This window comes from Novosphingobium sp. MBES04 (assembly GCF_000813185.1).
GTDB classification, from domain to species: domain Bacteria; phylum Pseudomonadota; class Alphaproteobacteria; order Sphingomonadales; family Sphingomonadaceae; genus Novosphingobium; species Novosphingobium decolorationis.
The window spans coordinates 1,677,745-1,693,576 of record NZ_DF850489.1; the positions used below are offsets into that span (position 1 = coordinate 1,677,745).

Consider the following 15,832-nt stretch of genomic DNA (forward strand, 5'->3'; position numbering starts at 1 on the left):
GAATTACCTCATGGATATCATCCTCCTCGAACGCGTCGAGAAGCTCGGCAACATCGGCGACGTCGTCACCGTCAAGGACGGTTTCGCGCGCAACTTCCTGCTGCCGAACAAGAAGGCCCTTCGCGCCAACGAAGCCAACAAGAAGGTCTTCGAAGCGAACCGCGCCAAGATCGAAGCCGACAACGCTGAGAAGCGTTCGGCTGCCGAGAGCCACTCGAGCAACGTCGAAGGCAAGCAGGTCGTCCTGATCCGCGCCTCGTCGAACTCGGGCCAGCTCTACGGTTCGGTCACCGTGCGTGACATCGCGGAAGCCCTGAACGCCGAAGGCGCGCAGGTCACCAAGCAGATGATCGTGCTCGAGCACCCGATCAAGACCCTCGGCGTCTTCGACGTGCGCGTCTCGCTGCACCCCGAAGTCGCGGTCAACGTCCAGGTCAACGTCGCACGTTCGACCGACGAAGCCGAACTGCAGGCCCAGGGCGTCAACGTCATGGAAGCCATGTTCGAAGAAGACACCAGCGGCTTCACCGAAGCTTACGATCCCAACGCCGAGCCCGGCGAGATCGCAGTCGAGGAAGACGCTCCTGCCGAGGACGGCGAAGAGCAGGCCTGAGCCTCCTCTTCCTGACCTTCAGGAAACGAAAGACCCCCGCGCCGGAGCGGCTGCGGGGGTTTTTTCGTGGCGCCTCCACCTGTTGCACCCGCGCAACGCTTATCCCCCTGGCCGAACGCGATGCCCACGCCTGCCCTTGCACTGCAACATGAATTGCGTAACTACAGGCGATGCAAAACAGAATAGATCAGATCCACGCGGAATTGGTCCGCGTCTATGAAACCGCCGTCGCCACCCTCAAGGCCGACATCGCCGCCTTCGTCGAGCACGGCACCCTTCCCCCTCCCGAACGCCGCAGCCAGCGGGAGTGGACCTACCCCGAACTCACCGTGCGCTATGCCGGAAACGAGCGCGAAGCCGTCTACGGCCGCGCCTTCGGCCGCCTCGTCGAGACGGGCACGTACGCGACCACGATCACAAGGCCGCACCTCTTTGCCGATTACCTGAAGGAGCAGCTCACCCTCCTCGATGCCGAATACGAGATCGAGATCGAGGTCGGACGCTCGGACCAGGAAATCCCCTTTCCCTACGTTCTGGACGGCATTGGCGTGGGCACCGCCACCCCGCAGCAGCTTGCCGCCCACTTCCCGAGCACCGACCTTGCCATGATCGGCGATGAAATCGCCGATGGCCTGATGATCTTTGACGAGAACGATCCCAAGCCCCTGGCGCTCTTCGATGGGCTGCGCACCGACTTCAGCCTGGCCCGCCTTGCGCACTACACCGGCACCAGCCCCGACCACTGCCAGAAGTTCATCCTTTTCACGAACTACCACCGCTACGTCGATGAATTTGTCGACTGGGCGGGCACGCAGATCGGCCAGGACGGCTTCACCGCGCTGGCCGGTGCAGGCGGGCTTTATCTCGACGAGCCGACCGACAACGCCCGCGCGCGCCTGTCCGACACCGCCTGGCGCCGCCACCAGATGCCCGCCTACCACCTCGTGCGCGAGGACAAGTCGGGCATCACGCTCGTCAACATCGGCGTTGGCCCCTCGAACGCCAAGACGATCACCGATCACCTCGCAGTCCTGCGCCCCGAAGCCTGGCTGATGATCGGCCACTGCGGGGGCCTACGCGAAACGCAGCGCATCGGTGACTTCGTGCTCGCCCACGCGTACCTGCGCGACGACAAGGTCCTCGATCCCGTGCTCCCGCCCGAGATCCCGCTGCCGGCCATCGCCGAGGTCCAACAGGCGCTTGCCGAAGCAGCCGAGATCGTCAGCGGCGACAGTGGTGCCAACCTCAAGAAGCGCATGCGCACCGGCACTGTCGTCACCACCGACGACCGCAACTGGGAGCTGCGCTACACCGCCTCGGCCCACCGCTTCAGCCTCTCACGCGCCATTGCCATCGAGATGGAGAGCGCGACCATCAGCGCGCAAGGGTACCGCTTCCGCGTCCCCTACGGCACCCTGCTGTGCGTCTCGGACAAGCCGCTCCACGGCGAACTGAAGCTGCCAGGCCAAGCCAACCGCTTCTACGAGGAAGCCATTGCCGGACACCTCAAGATCGGTCTCCACGCCTGCGCCCTGCTGCGCGCCGAGGGCGACAGCCTGCACAGCCGCAAGCTGCGCGCCTTCGACGAACCTCCGTTCCGGTAAGCCTCGCAGGAACAGCAACGAAAAAGGCCGGGACGCGTTGTTCGCGTCCCGGCCTTTTTTATGTCTGAAGTAAAGGCTTACCAGCCCGTCTTCTGCCCCTTGTTCTGCTTGTCGAGCCAGTCCTTGAGCGGCGCGAAGTAGTCGAGCATCGGCTTGGCGCTCATCTTCGAGGAGCCGGTAAACGCCTTGAGCGCTTCGGGCCAGGGCTTGGACATGCCCATGCTCAGCGTCGCCTCGAGGTTCTTGCCCACTTCCTTGTTGCCGTAGAAGCTGCAACGGTGCAGCGGCCCGGTCCATCCGGCCTGCTTGCACGCGGCCTGGTAGAACTGGAACTGCAGGATCCGAGCAAGGAAATAGCGCGTGTAAGGCGTATTGCCGGGAATGTGGAACTTGGCGCCCGCATCGAAGCCGTCCGCAGGACGCTCCACCGGCGGCACGATACCCTGGTACTCCAGACGCATCTTGGTCCAGGCCGAGTTGTACTGCGCAGGCGTGATCGAACCATCGAAGATACCCCAGCGGTAACGGTCGATCATCAGCCAAACGGCAGGAACGCCACCTTGTCCATCGCCTGGCGCAGGAGCAGGCCGATATCCTTGTCCGCGCTCGGCACCTTGGCGGCATCGAGCAGGCCGATCTGGACGAGATAACGCGGCGTGATCGAGAGCGCCACGAAGTCCCCGATCGCCTCGTGGAAACCATCGTTGGCCCCATTGAGGTACAAGTAGGGCTGCGCGTTGTAGGCGCGCTGGTAGTAGTTGTGGCCCAGTTCATGGTGGATCGTGACGAAGTCCGTCGAATTCACCTTGGTACACATCTTGATACGGATGTCGTCCTTGTTGTCGACATCCCAGGCCGAGGCATGGCAGATCACCTCCCGGTCGGCGGGCTTGGTGATCATCGAGCGCGTCCAGAACGTACCGGGAAGCGGATCAAAGCCGAGCGAGGAATAGAAGCCCTCGCCGGTCTTCACCATGTCGACAGGTGTCTGGCCCTTCGCCTTGAGCAGATCGCCGATATCGTAGCCCAGATCGCCCGCCCCTTCGGGCGCGACGAGCGGGTAGATGCTCCCCCATTCCTGCGCCCACATGTTGCCAAGCAGATCGGCACGGATCGGCCCGGTCTGCGGCTGCACGTCCGCACCGTACTTCGCGTTGAGCTTGTTGCGGACATAGGTATGCAGCGCGAGGTAGAGCGGCTTGACCTCCTGCCACAGGCGCTCGGTCTCGGCGGCGAAGGCTTCGGGTTCCATGTCGTAACCCGAGCGCCACATCGCGCCGACGTCGGCATAGCCAAGCTCACGGGCTCCGGTGTTGCCGATCTCGACCATGCGCACATAGTCGTCCTTCATCGGCGCACCGACATTGTCGTGCCAACTCGCCCACATCTCGGCAAATTCGGCCGGCGTGTGATCGAGGTTGCCCATCTCCTCCTCGATGTCCGAGCCGTTGATCTCCGCACCATTGAGCGTGCCGCGGCCCTTGCCATAGGTCGCGCTGAGATCAGTCATGATCGTGCCCAGCTCGTCCGCCGCGCCAGCCATCGTCGGCGCTGGCATCACGATACCCTGGCTCAGGATCCCGAGCTTGCGCACAACGTCCGGATCAAGCCCCGGGATGTCCTTGTAGCGCGCGGCTTCGACTGCGTAGGCGACCTGCTTCTCCGTCAGTTCGGCGTTCGAGCTGGACGCGAGCGCGTTGGTGTCATCGGTGATGTAGGTGCTGTTGACCCAGTTGACGCGCGCATTGTCGAGCGAGAAGTCGGACAGGTCCTGTTCGGCCGCAGCTACGAAATCCGCAGCCCCTTGCGCGGTGTGCGGATAGCTCGCCGCGGGTTCCTGGGCCCAGGCGGCGGGAGCTGCGGCATAGGACAAGCCCGCCGCCAGCGCGGCAAGAGCTGTGGTCGCTCGTTTCATGGAAAGAAAATCACCCTGTTATGTGTCTGTCGGACCGGAAGACTAGCCAATGGTCCGACAAGATCAACATAAGAGACAGGGCAAACCGCAAGGGCGCGGGCCAGAATCAGTCGAGAAGGAACTCGGCCATCGCGCGCCCCATCTCCTTGAACGTCACCGAGGACATGTGATTTCCCGGCGTTTCGGCGTAGCGGCCATCGGGCAAGGCATCGGCCAGCTCCTGCGCCTTGCCGTTGTCCTCATCGTCCGCGCCACATACGCACAGTGTCGGCATGGTGATGCGCGCCAGCTCCGAAGGCGCGGTATCGTCGACAGATCCCAGCAGCAGCCGCGCGGCTTCGCGGTCAATCTTCATCGTCTTCATGAAAGCCTGGGCCACGAACGCCGGATCCCCGCGCTCGATGGAACCGAAACGGTCGATCGCGTCGACGAAATGGGCCGAACGGCGCGCCCAGCCCGAAAGACCGGACAGGCCCATACCCGCCAGGATCAGGCGGCGCGGCGTCAGGCCTGCCAGCACACCGCGCGCAGAGGTGCGCGAGCCCAGCGAGAAGCCGCCCAGGTCATAGTCCTTCAGCTCAAGCTCGGCGATGATGCTCTTGAGGTCCTCTACCAGGACATCCTCGGGGTAGGCGCGCGGATCGTGCGGCGCCTCGCTTTCACCATGCGCGCGAAGATCCGGCATGTAGAGCCGGAACCCCGCATCCGCGAGAATTTGTGCATTGCCGTACTTGATCCAGTTCACGTGCGCGCTGGAGAACAGGCCATGGAGTAGGACCAGCGGACGTCCGCTTGCCTCTCCCATGCAATGCACCACCAGCTTGGTATCGGCGAAACCCTCAACGATACGGCTTTCGATCTCACTCACGCGCGCGCCCTTTCTCATAGCACAAGAGGCAGGCACCGACCCTGCGGGACCGGCATCCTACCTCTCACCGGGGGTCTTTGCGCGGCTCGGCGCGATCTTGCAACCTTAGCCGGAGGCTTTCTCGTCCCACTGGTCGAAGGCTTCCAAGGCCTGCGCGGCATACATCGCGGAAGGACCCGCCCCCATGTAGACCGCAAGCCCCATGGCCTCGGCGATTTCCTCACGCGTCGCGCCCGCGCGCTGGGCCCCTGAGGAATGGTAGGTAATGCAGGGCCCGCAGCGCACCGCCACGCCGATAGCCAGCGCGATCAGCTCCTTGGTCCTGGTGTCGAGCGCGCCGGGCGCGAGGGCTGCCTTACCCATCTCCGAAAAGGCCTGCATCGGTCCCGGCGCGCTCTTCTTGAGTTCACCTATGGCCGGGTTCAGGTCCTTCGCCATCTGCGGCCAGTCGTGAAAGTTGCTCTTCGACATACCCTCTACCTCCTTGATGGGAGCACTGTGCGCCCCGCGATCCGCGTGTCGCCTTGCGCCAGATCAAGAGCCACCAAACGCAGGCCCACCTTCCATGGCAGCGCCTCCCTCGCCGCACTATCGGGGTATGTCCCGAGGCTTGCTTGCTACATCGAGTGCGAAGCGAGAGGTTCACACAAAGAAGAACCCCCGCCAGGACACCTGACGGGGGTTCTTCGAAATCCGTTTCGCAAAGGTGCTGAAATCAGCCCTTCTTGAGGTGGCGACGGCCGAGCAGTTCGGCGATCTGCACCGCGTTGAGCGCGGCACCCTTACGCAGGTTGTCCGAGACACACCACAGCGCGAGGCCGTTCTCGACCGTGGGGTCTTCGCGCACGCGGCTGATGTAGGTGGCGCTGTCGCCCACGCACTCGACGGGGGTCACGTAACCACCGTCCTCACGCTTGTCGACGAGCATCACGCCCGGAGCTTCGCGCAGGATGTTTTGCGCTTCCTCGGCCGAGACTTCCTTCTCGAACTCGATGTTGAGCGATTCGGAGTGGCCCACGAAGACCGGCACGCGCACGCAGGTTGCGTGGAGCTTGATCTTGGGATCCATGATCTTCTTGGTCTCGACGACCATCTTCCACTCTTCCTTGGTGGAACCATCGTCGAGGAAGACGTCGATGTGCGGGATCACGTTGAAGGCGATCTGCTTGGTGAACTTCTTGGGCTCAACCTGATCGCCGACGAAGATCGCGCGGCTCTGCTCGAACAGCTCGTCCATGCCCTGCTTGCCCGCGCCGGAAACCGACTGATAGGTCGAGACGACGACGCGCTTGATGCCGAAAGCATCGTGCAGCGGCTTGAGCGCGACAACCATCTGCGCGGTCGAGCAGTTGGGGTTGGCGATGATGTTGCGCTGCGTGTAGCCATCGATCGCATCCGGGTTCACTTCCGGCACGATGAGCGGCACGTCGGGCTCCATGCGGTAGAGCGACGAGTTGTCGATCACGACGCAGCCCTGCGCAGCCGCCTTGGGCGCGTAGATCTTCGTCGGGCCCGAGCCGGCCGCGAAAAGCGCGATGTCCCAGCCCGTGAAATCGAAGTGCTCGATGTTCTTGACCTTGAGTTTCTTGCCGGTCTCGCCGAAATCAATCTCCGTGCCGGTGGAACGCGACGAAGCAACCGCTGCGATCTCGTCGCAGGGGAACTCGCGCTCGGCAAGGATGCTCAGCATTTCGCGGCCGACATTTCCGGTCGCGCCGACGACGGCTACCCGGTAACCCATTTCAAGATCCTTCTTGGCTTAACACGCAAGGGCCCATGCCCGAGCGTGAAGGCGGGCCGTTACAGGGTCCTGCCCCCAATGACAAGCGCCCTTTGCCATTGATTGCGCAAAATGCGTCCGATTGAGGCAAAAGATTACGCAAACAACGGCAAGTACACGCAAAATCAGTCGGCCATCAGGTCGTTCTGCCCCCAACACGACTGCGACAAAAGGAAAAGGGCGCCAACCGAAGCGACGCCCTTTTCCCTGTTCTCAATCCGGTGATCGGCTCGCTCAGTGCGCGGTCGCCCCGCTCACACCGCCGTGGGCGGGAGGCGCGGCCGCAAGTTCGTCCGCCTCGGTCCACTCGATGGGCTCAAGCGTTTCGGTCAGCGCGCGGGCCAGCACCTCGTCAACATGGCTGACGGGAATGATGTCGAGGCCCTGCTTCGCGTTCTCGGGGATCTCGGCGAGATCCTTGCGGTTCTCTTCGGGGATCAGCACCGTGGTGATGCCGCCGCGCAGCGCCGCCAGAAGCTTTTCCTTGAGACCACCGATGGGGAGCACGCGCCCACGCAGCGTCACTTCACCGGTCATCGCGACGTCCTTGCGCACCGGCACACCGCTGAGCGTCGAGACGATGGAAGTCACCATGCCGATACCCGCCGAAGGACCGTCCTTGGGCACGGCGCCTTCGGGAAGGTGAATGTGAATGTCGCGCTTGTTGAAGATGCTCGGCTTCACACCGTAGGCGGGCGAACGGGCCTTCACGAAGCTCCAGGCGGTCTGGATCGATTCGTTCATGACTTCGCCCAGCTTGCCGGTTGCCTTGATCTGGCCCTTGCCCGGAACGGTCACGCTTTCGATGGTCAGCAGCTCGCCGCCCACTTCGGTCCAGGCAAGACCCGTCACAGCGCCAACCTGGTTCTCCTCTTCGGAGTTACCATGGCGGAACTTCTGGACACCGGCGTAGTCGGCAAGGTTCTCGGGCGTGATGGTCACGCTCTTGGTCTTGCCTTCGAGGATCTGACGCAGCGACTTGCGCGCGAGACGCGCGATCTCACGCTCCAGCGTACGCACGCCCGCCTCGCGGGTGTAGTACCGGATAAGGTCGCGAAGGCCCGCTTCGGTCAGCGTGAACTCGCCGTCCTTGAGGCCATGCGCCTCGACCTGCTTGGCCACGAGGTGGCGCTCGGCAATCTCGACCTTCTCGTCCTCGGTGTAGCCTTCGAGGCGGATGATCTCCATGCGATCGAGCAGCGCCTGCGGCAGGTTGAGGCTGTTCGCGGTGCACACGAACATCACGTCGGACAGATCGATGTCGAGTTCGAGGTAATGGTCCTGGAACTTGGCGTTCTGCTCGGGATCGAGCACTTCGAGCAGCGCCGACGCCGGATCGCCGCGGAAGTCCTGACCCAGCTTGTCGATCTCGTCGAGCAGGAAGAGCGGGTTCGACTTACCCGCCTTGCGCAGGTTCGAAACGATCTTGCCGGGCAGCGAGCCGATGTAGGTGCGGCGGTGGCCACGAATTTCGGCCTCGTCACGCACGCCGCCCAGCGACTGGCGAATGAACTCACGGCCCGTCGCCTTGGCAATCGACTTGCCCAGCGAGGTCTTGCCGACACCCGGAGGACCGACGAGGCACAGGATCGGGCCCTTGAGCTTGTTGGTGCGCGCCTGAACGGCGAGATACTCGATGATGCGGTCCTTGACCTTGTCGAGTGCGTAGTGATCGGCGTCGAGCACGTCCTGTGCGGCCGAAATGTCGCGCTTGAGCTTGCTCTTCTTGCCCCACGGCAGGCCGAGGAGAATGTCGAGATAGTTGCGCACGACGGTCGCTTCCGCGCTCATCGGCTGCATCGACTTCAGCTTCTTGAGTTCCGCGTTCGCCTTTTCGCGCGCTTCCTTCGAGAGCTTGGTCTTCTCGATCTTGTCCTGCAGCTCCTGCAGCTCGTTGGCTTCCTCGCCCTCGCCGCCACCGAGCTCGGACTGGATCGCCTTGAGCTGTTCGTTGAGGTAATATTCGCGCTGGGTCTTTTCCATCTGGCGCTTCACGCGCCCGCGAATCTTGCGTTCGACCTGCAGGACGCCGAGTTCGCCTTCCATGAAGGAATAGACCATTTCCAGACGCTTGAGCGGATCATCCTCGGAGAGGACAGCCTGCTTGTCGGAAACCTTGGCGGAAAGCTGTGCAGCAACGGTATCCGCGAGCTTGGCCGCGTCCTCGATATCGTCGAGCTGGTCGCCCGCGTCCTGGCTCAACTTCTTGTTGAGCTTTGCGTATTCGTTGAACTGATCGATGACCGAACGCATCATGGCCGAGACTTCGGTGCCTTCGGCTTCGACGCCCTCGAGCTTCTCCACTTCGGCCAGCAGCATCTCGCCATCGTCGGTCTGCTCGGCGCGCAGGCGCTCCAGCTTCGCACGCTCCTGTCCTTCGACGAGAACACGCACGGTGCCGTCAGGAAGCTTCAGCAGCTGGAGAACGCTGGCGATCACGCCGGTGTCGTAGAGATCATCTCGGTCGGGATCGTCGCAGCCCGGATCGAGCTGCGCGAGAAGGAAGATGTCCTTGTCGCCTGCCATCGCGGCTTCGAGGGCCGCTACCGATTTTTCACGGCCGACAAACAACGGCACGACCATGCCGGGAAAGACGACGATGTCACGGAGCGGAAGCAAGGGCAGCAGGTTCAAGGGCATTTCCATCTGGTCTTGTTCGTGGAGGGCCGTAACGGCCACCCACCTTAGAGTGTTCCACGATATGGGGGCGAATTATCAATCCGCAATGGAGTTAGCGCGCAAAGCCTTGTGGAAGTGCTTTACAGGCCCTGCGGCAGTTCCCCTTGGCCCGTTCAATCGCGGTACGGCCGGGTCGCCCAAGTGGCGGACAACCCGGCACAAATTCATCAGAACGGCATCTTGAAGCCCGGCGGCAGACCCATGCCCTGCTGCGCCTTGCCCATCTCTTCGTTGGCTACCGAATCGGCCTTAACGCGCGCGTCGTTGTAGGCCGCCGCGATCAGGTCCTCGAGCATACCCTTCTCGCTCGGCTGCATCAGGCTGTCGTCGATGGAAACACCGATGACACGGCCCTTGGCCGAGCAGCGAATCTTCACAAGGCCGCCACCCGAGAGTCCTTCGACTTCCATCGAGTCGAGCTTGCTCTGGGTTTCGGTCATCTGCTTCTGGATCGTCTCGGCGGCCTGCTGCGCCGCCTGGATCATTTCTTCCATGGACTTCATTGTATTATCTCCAGTTGCGGCCACCACCGCCGATGGCGGCGGGCCGTTCATCCTCGATCAGTTCGGCGTCCGGGAAGGCCGCCAGAGTCGCCTCGACAAGCGGGGCCCTGCGCAGGGCCTGCGAGGCTGCCGCCTGGTCGGCCTCGGCCCGCTCGACAATCGTCGGCATCCCGCCACTCTCGACGCGCATGACTTCCCAGCGCTGGCCCGTGGCCTTGGCAAGACCATCGCGCAGGTAGCCGCTGATATCCTCGCGAAAGCTGGGTGCAAGCTCGTATTTCAACGTGCCCGGTGCAAGATGCGCCACCCGCACCTGCATGCGCATGATGTTCGCGACCGTCGGACCGCCCGCGTGTTCGACTTCGTCGACCAGGCTGTCCCAGCGCGCGGCCAGGAACTCCGGTGCAATCGCCTCAGGCGCAGAAGGCGGTGGAGCTGCCGGGGCCGGAGCGGCGGCCTGCTCGGGCGCAGCGGCACCAGAAGCAGAACCGGCTGGCTCGGCGGGAGTTGGCACCTCACCCGACGGGGCCGCGGATGCGGGGGCCGATGCAGGTGCAGGTGCCTGGGTGGGCGCCGGTCCGCGCGCGACGAGGTCCTCCAGCTTCTTCACCAGCGATCCCGGATCGGGCATGTCGCTGGCGTGCATGATCCGCAGCAGCGCCATCTGCGCGGCCACCAGCGGATCAGGCGCGGATTTCACTTCCTCGAAGCCCTTGAGAAGGAGCTGCCACAGGCGGTGCACCTGCCCGGCCGCCAGGGCCGTCGCCCAGCCTCCGATGGCTTCGCGTTCCTCGGCCGAATGCGCTTCCGGCTCGGAGCCGGAGACCTGCGCCAAGGCGATACGGTGCGCCAGATCCATCTGCCCGCGCATGAGCGCGATCGGCTCCACCCCGAGCGCGAACTGGCGCGCCACGACCTCGAGAACGCCCGCACCATTGCCTTCCAGCAGGTGCGCGAAAAGCTGGCGCTGCACCGTCTTGTCGGACAGGCCCAGCATATCGCGCACCTTGTCCGCGCGGACCTGCCCTTCCCCGTCGAGATCGGCATGGGCAATCGCCTGGTCGAGAATCGAAAGGCCATCGCGCACCGAACCTTCGGCAGCCGAGGCGACCATCGCCAGCGCCTCCGGCTCGGCCTCGACACCTTCAAGACCACAGACCTTGGCGAAATGCTCGGCCAGCATCGGCGTGGGAATACGGCGCAGGTCGAAGCGCTGGCACCGCGAGAGGACGGTAACGGGCAACTTGTCGACTTCGGTCGTCGCGAAGAGGAACTTCACGTGCGCCGGGGGTTCCTCAAGCGTCTTGAGCAACGCGTTGAACGCGTTGCGCGAAAGCATGTGGACCTCGTCGATGATGTAGATCTTGTAGCGCGCCGAAACGGCCGCATAGCGCACCGCCTCGATGATCTCGCGCACATCGTCGACGCCGGTGTGGCTCGCCGCGTCCATCTCGATCACGTCGATATGGCGCCCCTCGGCAATCGCGCGGCACGGCTCGCACTGGCCGCACGGATGGATCGTGGGGCCGCCCTCGCCATCGGGACCGATGCAGTTGAGCGCCTTGGCGATCAGGCGCGCGGTCGAGGTCTTGCCGACCCCGCGCACGCCGGTCATCAGGAAGGCGTGGGCCAGGCGGTCGCGCTTGATCGCGTTGGCCAGCGTGCGCACCATCGCCTCCTGCCCGATCAGTTCGTCGAAGGTCTGGGGACGATACTTGCGGGCGAGCACCCGGTAAGGCTGCTGCGCTTCGTCGGACGCGACAGCCGGGGCCGTCTTTACCTGCGACGGAGGCGCGCCATCCGTGGCGGGCACGGCCGGAACCGGAGATGGCGCCGGTTCGATGTCTTGAGCGGCCTCCTCGGCAGGCGCCGCAGGCTCGCCACCGAACATGGAGACTTGTCCCGCCGCTTCCAGTTCGGCCGCACTCGGCCCGTCGGCGGCCGTGTTCGCGTCGTCCCCGCGGTCCTGCGCCGGCGCGTCCCCGAACATCGAGGCCTGCCCGGCATCCTCGAGCTCCTGCGAGGTGGGGCGCGGATCGTCCTGCCCGGCATCATCCCAGGGCGGGCGGTTCTCAGGGTTTTCGCGTGAATCGTCCATCGTGCCAGCAAGACTAGGCGCTTGCGCACGGAATGTCAGGTGCGTTGCGCGTTGCTCCACAGACTCGCGCGGCTGCAACCTCGTGCCGTCCACCGCACGCACCTTGCCAAGGACCGTGCCAGCGCACATCACCAAGGCACCCCCATCAAGCAATTGGATTTGGTATGATTTCTGAAGTTCTTGCGCTGCTTGCCGCCTCCGCAGCTGCGCCCGCTCCCGCCGCGACACCCCTGCCCGAGCTACCGGTGTTCGCCACAGCGGACTGCGCCAGCGCCAACTCGCGCGCCAAGGTCCTGAGCAGCCCCTTCGCCGACGGAAGCTATGAGGAGCGCCTGGAGAACTATGTGAATGCGCGCGCGCAAGGCACGCTGGGGCGGCTCGACCATACGGACATCTCCGCGGAACAACGCCGCGCGATTCTGGATGCGACGCTCATGAGCCCCGAATTTGCATCGACAACCGACGAAAACGCCCGGCGCGACGCCGCGCTCGAACCGCATTTCAAGACATTGGAAGGTGATCCCAGCGACGCCGAGGCCTGCCGCGCCATCGTCCACATCTCGGGCGAGATCCACGCAATGCTGCTTTCGGTCGCCGCCCAGTGGGACAGGCTTGCCCTCACGATCGACCGGGAAATCGCTAGGACCGAAGAGAACCATTGAGGCCCAAACAAAAACAGCGCCCAGTGGGCGCTGTTTTCAAAGGAGCCGAATGACCCGTCGCAATCCGTTGTGGCTGCTTCCTTCCGGACCTGACCAAGTTGGCGAACGCAAACGTCCATCCGACTCCCGGCGCGCCCTATGGCAATGCTTTGGCAGGAATGCAACCCGGGAATTGCCTGGAACTCCTGAAGCCGGGCAATTCCTTTCAAATGCTTATCCCCTGAGGGAAAAGCTTAGCGAAAGTTGTCGGCGTAAGCCTGGATCTTGAGGCGGCGCGGCGGAGTCGCGTGGACTTCGGCGTCGATGCCGTACCGCGTCGCGTAGGCCTTGGCTTCGTCGGCGCTGTTGAAGCGCAGCTGGAGCTGCTGCTTCATGTCGCCCGAACCGGCCCACCCCATGAGGGGATCGGGCTTCTTGGCCTCGGCGGGTTGGAATTCGAGGACCCACTGGTCCAGGAGGGCCTTGCCCGACTGCATGGCATTCTTCGGGCGCTGATAGATGCGTGCACTCATGGGGATGTGCATTGCCCCCAAATCGCGCCGGAAATCAAGTTCAAATCACGCCTTTCCGGAGCGTTCGAACGCGTTTTTGGTCTTCAGACTGGGGTTCTCGTTCCAGGGTTCATCCGGCCAGCGGTGCCGGGGATAGCGCCCTTTCATCTCACGCTGAACGTCCTTCCAGCTCCCCCGCCAGAACCCGGGGAGATCGCGGGTGGTCTGGATCGGACGGCCTGCGGGCGAAGTCAGCTTCAAAAGCAACGGATTTTCGGGCTTTCCATAGCCCGGGTGCCGGTCGAGCCCGAACAGTGCCTGCACGCGTACCTCCACGCTCGGCCCGCCTTCATCTTCGTAATCGATGGCATGGCTTGTGCCAGCCGGACTACGAAATTCCGCAGGTGCCAGATGATCGATTCGCTGCTGGTCTTCCCAGGTTAGGCGGCCACGCAGCGCGCCATGCAGCGCCCCCTGATCGATAGCGTCGAGTCGGCGCCCCAGGACCGGACCCAGCCAGTCTTCCAGGTCCTCGAGCAGCGCCGCCTCGCCCAGGACCTCCACCCCGGCATGGCGCGCACGTCGCAAGAGCGCCTGCGAGGCCTTGCCGATCGGCACGATGTCGAGCCCACTGGCGCGCACCCGCTCCAGAAGAAAGGAGCGAATCGAATCCGGATCGGGCGCAGGATCGGGCCCGCTCGCCAACACGATCGCGCCAATCCGCCGCTCGAGGCGGGCCTCCACGCGCGCCTCGGCCTCGTTCCAGCGCAGGATCGAGCGACGCTCCATTCGATCACCGAGCCAGCCCTCGACCTCCGCCGCTTCGAGCGGGATGCCCGAGAGAATGCGCGCCCCACGCGCCTGTCCCTGCGCATCGCCGATCACCATCCACTCGCGCGCGGCGAGAGGTGAGGTCGGATCGAGAACATACCCACGCCCCCCCACCGACAACCAATGCTCCCCACTCGGATCACGCCGCCGGGCCAGCATGGCGGGCTGCCCCATGGCAAGGAGGATCGCGGGCGGTACGTCCTGCTCCTCCTCGACAACTCCTTCCATCAGCGCCTGTGCCTTGCGCGCCCAGCCTGCCGCCAGTTTGCGCGCCGCCTCGGCGCGTGCGGAGCGATCCGCGCCCCACCGCGCCAGGCGCTGCGCAAGATCGTCACCGCGCCCGCCAAGCCCCCTTTCCTGCAAGAGCAGCGCAAGCCGGGCAGCCGTGCGCGCGCAGCCATACGTGCAGGCCTGAAGGATCATGGTCGCATGGCTCGGGCTCATCGGCAGGCGTGCGACTTTGTCACCGAAAGGCGTAATCCGCCCCTCCTCGTCAAGTGCGCCCAGCCCGAGAAGCTGCGTCCTGGCCGCCGCTAGCGCGGCTTCGGGCGGCGGGTCGATCCAGGCCATCTGCGCCGGATCGCCCGTCCCCCACTGTGCGAGTGACAGCGTGAGCGGTGCCAGATCGCTGACCTTGATCTCGGGAGCATCGAAGGCGGGCCGCCCGGCGTGCGCCGCCTCTTCCCACAATCGATAGGCGACACCCGGCCCCTGACGGCCCGCGCGTCCGGCCCGTTGCGCCGCCGAGGCCTGGCTGGCCGCGTGCGTAACGAGGCGGGTGACGCCCGCGGCCTTGTCGAACTCGGCGCGCCGCGCGAGCCCGGCATCGACCACGACGCGCACGCCATCAAGAGTAAGTGAGGTCTCGGCGATGGCGGTTGCCAGAACGATCCGGCGCCGCCCTTCCGGATCGCGCCGGATCGCCGCGCGCTGAGCGACCGGATCGCATTGGCCGTGTAGCGCATGGATCTGCGCAGATGGCAGGCGCTCACGAATACGTTCCGAGACGCGCTCGATCTCGCGCACGCCGGGCAGGAAGGCGAGGATATCCCCGTCCTCCTCGCGCCAGGCCTGCAGGACGGCCGAAGCCACCGATTCCTCGACACGCTTCTCCGCCGCGCGTCCGAGCCAACGTATTTCCAGTGGCCAGGCGCGTCCTTCACTCTCGATGACCTGCGTTCTGGGACCCAGCAGGCTGGCAAAGCGGGCGCCGTCGAGCGTCGCGGACATGACCAGGATGCGCAGGTCCTCGCGCAGCACGTCCTGGCATTCGCGTGCCAGGGCCAGGCCCAGATCGCTGTCGAGATGGCGCTCGTGCGCTTCGTCGAACAGCACGGCACTGACCCCTTCAAGCTCGGGATCGGCCAGGATCGTCGAGACGAAAATCGCCTCGGTCATCACCAGGATCCGCGTGCGCGCCGAGGTCCGGCTGTCAAGCCGCGTGAGATAGCCGACCGTATCGCCCGCCTTTTCACCAAGCTGTTCGGCCATGCGCTCCGCCGCTGCACGGGCCGCGACACGGCGCGGCGAAAGCAGGATGATCTTGCCTGTACACCAGGGCTGGGTGAGCAGCGTTGGCGCCACTGCGGTGGTCTTACCAGCCCCTGGAGGCGCGATGAGGACCGCGCCTGCATGAACGTCCAGGGCCCTGCAAAGCTGGAGGAGAACCTCTTCTACGGGCAAGCGTGTCATCCCCGCCCTCCCGACAGATGATCGCCTCGTTCACACGATCTGCGCAACAATTCGCAAGTCATATGGTTAAATGCATGAAACATCGTAGAAGGAAGG

Annotated in this window: 11 protein-coding genes, 1 other RNA gene and 1 pseudogene; 3 read left to right on the forward strand and 10 right to left on the reverse strand. The window is 64.4% G+C overall.

Features of this window, described 5'->3' with window-relative positions; all coding sequences use genetic code 11:
* Positions 1-10: 10 nt before the first annotated feature.
* The gene (gene rplI / locus MBENS4_RS21330; RefSeq protein ID WP_039394563.1) at positions 11-613 is read left to right on the forward strand and encodes a 50S ribosomal protein L9; all 603 of its coding nucleotides are present in this window, start codon (positions 11-13) and stop codon (positions 611-613) included.
* A gap of 170 nt (positions 614-783) precedes the next feature.
* Positions 784-2,217, forward strand: coding sequence for an AMP nucleosidase (locus MBENS4_RS21335; protein ID WP_039394566.1), 1,434 nt, complete (start codon positions 784-786; stop codon positions 2,215-2,217).
* Between the two features lie 77 nt (positions 2,218-2,294).
* On the opposite strand, the pseudogene MBENS4_RS21340 reads toward MBENS4_RS21335, so the two are convergent.
* The 7 genes and pseudogenes from MBENS4_RS21340 to MBENS4_RS21370 form a co-directional block, all read right to left on the reverse strand.
* Positions 2,295-4,132 (reverse strand): annotated as a pseudogene (locus MBENS4_RS21340) (M2 family metallopeptidase).
* Between the two features lie 106 nt (positions 4,133-4,238).
* A complete protein-coding gene (locus MBENS4_RS21345) occupies positions 4,239-4,937 on the reverse strand; it encodes an alpha/beta fold hydrolase (RefSeq protein WP_445321531.1) in 699 nt (232 codons plus the stop codon).
* 168 nt (positions 4,938-5,105) lie between these two features.
* Positions 5,106-5,471 (reverse strand): carboxymuconolactone decarboxylase family protein, encoded by a 366-nt coding sequence (locus MBENS4_RS21350; RefSeq protein ID WP_052322596.1) that lies wholly within the window; start codon positions 5,469-5,471, stop codon positions 5,106-5,108.
* Between the two features lie 244 nt (positions 5,472-5,715).
* Positions 5,716-6,741 (reverse strand): aspartate-semialdehyde dehydrogenase, encoded by a 1,026-nt coding sequence (locus MBENS4_RS21355; RefSeq protein ID WP_039394569.1) that lies wholly within the window; start codon positions 6,739-6,741, stop codon positions 5,716-5,718.
* Positions 6,742-7,014: 273 nt separating this feature from the next.
* Complete coding sequence (gene lon, locus MBENS4_RS21360) at positions 7,015-9,426, reverse strand: endopeptidase La (RefSeq protein ID WP_039394573.1); 2,412 nt, start codon at positions 9,424-9,426, stop codon at positions 7,015-7,017.
* A 200-nt stretch (positions 9,427-9,626) separates the two neighbouring features.
* A complete protein-coding gene (locus tag MBENS4_RS21365) occupies positions 9,627-9,962 on the reverse strand; it encodes a YbaB/EbfC family nucleoid-associated protein (RefSeq protein ID WP_039394576.1) in 336 nt (111 codons plus the stop codon).
* 4 nt (positions 9,963-9,966) lie between these two features.
* On the reverse strand, positions 9,967-12,060 hold the full coding sequence (locus MBENS4_RS21370) for a DNA polymerase III subunit gamma/tau (RefSeq protein WP_144401028.1): 2,094 nt from the start codon (positions 12,058-12,060) through the stop codon (positions 9,967-9,969).
* 164 nt (positions 12,061-12,224) lie between these two features.
* Here MBENS4_RS21370 and MBENS4_RS21375 point away from each other — a divergent pair, with 164 nt between their 5' ends.
* Complete coding sequence (locus tag MBENS4_RS21375; RefSeq protein ID WP_039394579.1) at positions 12,225-12,722, forward strand: hypothetical protein; 498 nt, start codon at positions 12,225-12,227, stop codon at positions 12,720-12,722.
* A gap of 35 nt (positions 12,723-12,757) precedes the next feature.
* Here the strand turns inward: MBENS4_RS21375 and ffs are convergent.
* From ffs to hrpB, 3 genes are all read right to left on the reverse strand, one after another.
* An RNA gene (gene ffs / locus MBENS4_RS24965) (signal recognition particle sRNA small type) lies at positions 12,758-12,852 on the reverse strand.
* A 103-nt stretch (positions 12,853-12,955) separates the two neighbouring features.
* The gene (locus tag MBENS4_RS21380; protein ID WP_039394582.1) at positions 12,956-13,234 is read right to left on the reverse strand and encodes an ETC complex I subunit; all 279 of its coding nucleotides are present in this window, start codon (positions 13,232-13,234) and stop codon (positions 12,956-12,958) included.
* A gap of 45 nt (positions 13,235-13,279) precedes the next feature.
* Positions 13,280-15,736: an ATP-dependent helicase HrpB gene (gene hrpB, locus MBENS4_RS21385; RefSeq protein WP_039394584.1), complete on the reverse strand. Its 2,457-nt coding sequence runs from the start codon at positions 15,734-15,736 to the stop codon at positions 13,280-13,282.
* Between the last annotated feature and the right edge of the window lie 96 nt (positions 15,737-15,832).

Coding starts and splice junctions, on each gene's coding strand:
- rplI (WP_039394563.1), top strand. CDS start 11: ATGGATATCATCCTCCTCGAACGCGTCGAGAAGCTCGGCAACATCGGC.
- MBENS4_RS21335 (WP_039394566.1), top strand. CDS start 784: ATGCAAAACAGAATAGATCAGATCCACGCGGAATTGGTCCGCGTCTAT.
- MBENS4_RS21345 (WP_445321531.1), bottom strand. CDS start 4,937: ATGGGAGAGGCAAGCGGACGTCCGCTGGTCCTACTCCATGGCCTGTTC.
- MBENS4_RS21350 (WP_052322596.1), bottom strand. CDS start 5,471: ATGTCGAAGAGCAACTTTCACGACTGGCCGCAGATGGCGAAGGACCTG.
- MBENS4_RS21355 (WP_039394569.1), bottom strand. CDS start 6,741: ATGGGTTACCGGGTAGCCGTCGTCGGCGCGACCGGAAATGTCGGCCGC.
- lon (WP_039394573.1), bottom strand. CDS start 9,426: ATGGAAATGCCCTTGAACCTGCTGCCCTTGCTTCCGCTCCGTGACATC.
- MBENS4_RS21365 (WP_039394576.1), bottom strand. CDS start 9,962: ATGAAGTCCATGGAAGAAATGATCCAGGCGGCGCAGCAGGCCGCCGAG.
- MBENS4_RS21370 (WP_144401028.1), bottom strand. CDS start 12,060: ATGGACGATTCACGCGAAAACCCTGAGAACCGCCCGCCCTGGGATGAT.
- MBENS4_RS21375 (WP_039394579.1), top strand. CDS start 12,225: ATGATTTCTGAAGTTCTTGCGCTGCTTGCCGCCTCCGCAGCTGCGCCC.
- MBENS4_RS21380 (WP_039394582.1), bottom strand. CDS start 13,234: ATGAGTGCACGCATCTATCAGCGCCCGAAGAATGCCATGCAGTCGGGC.
- hrpB (WP_039394584.1), bottom strand. CDS start 15,736: ATGACACGCTTGCCCGTAGAAGAGGTTCTCCTCCAGCTTTGCAGGGCC.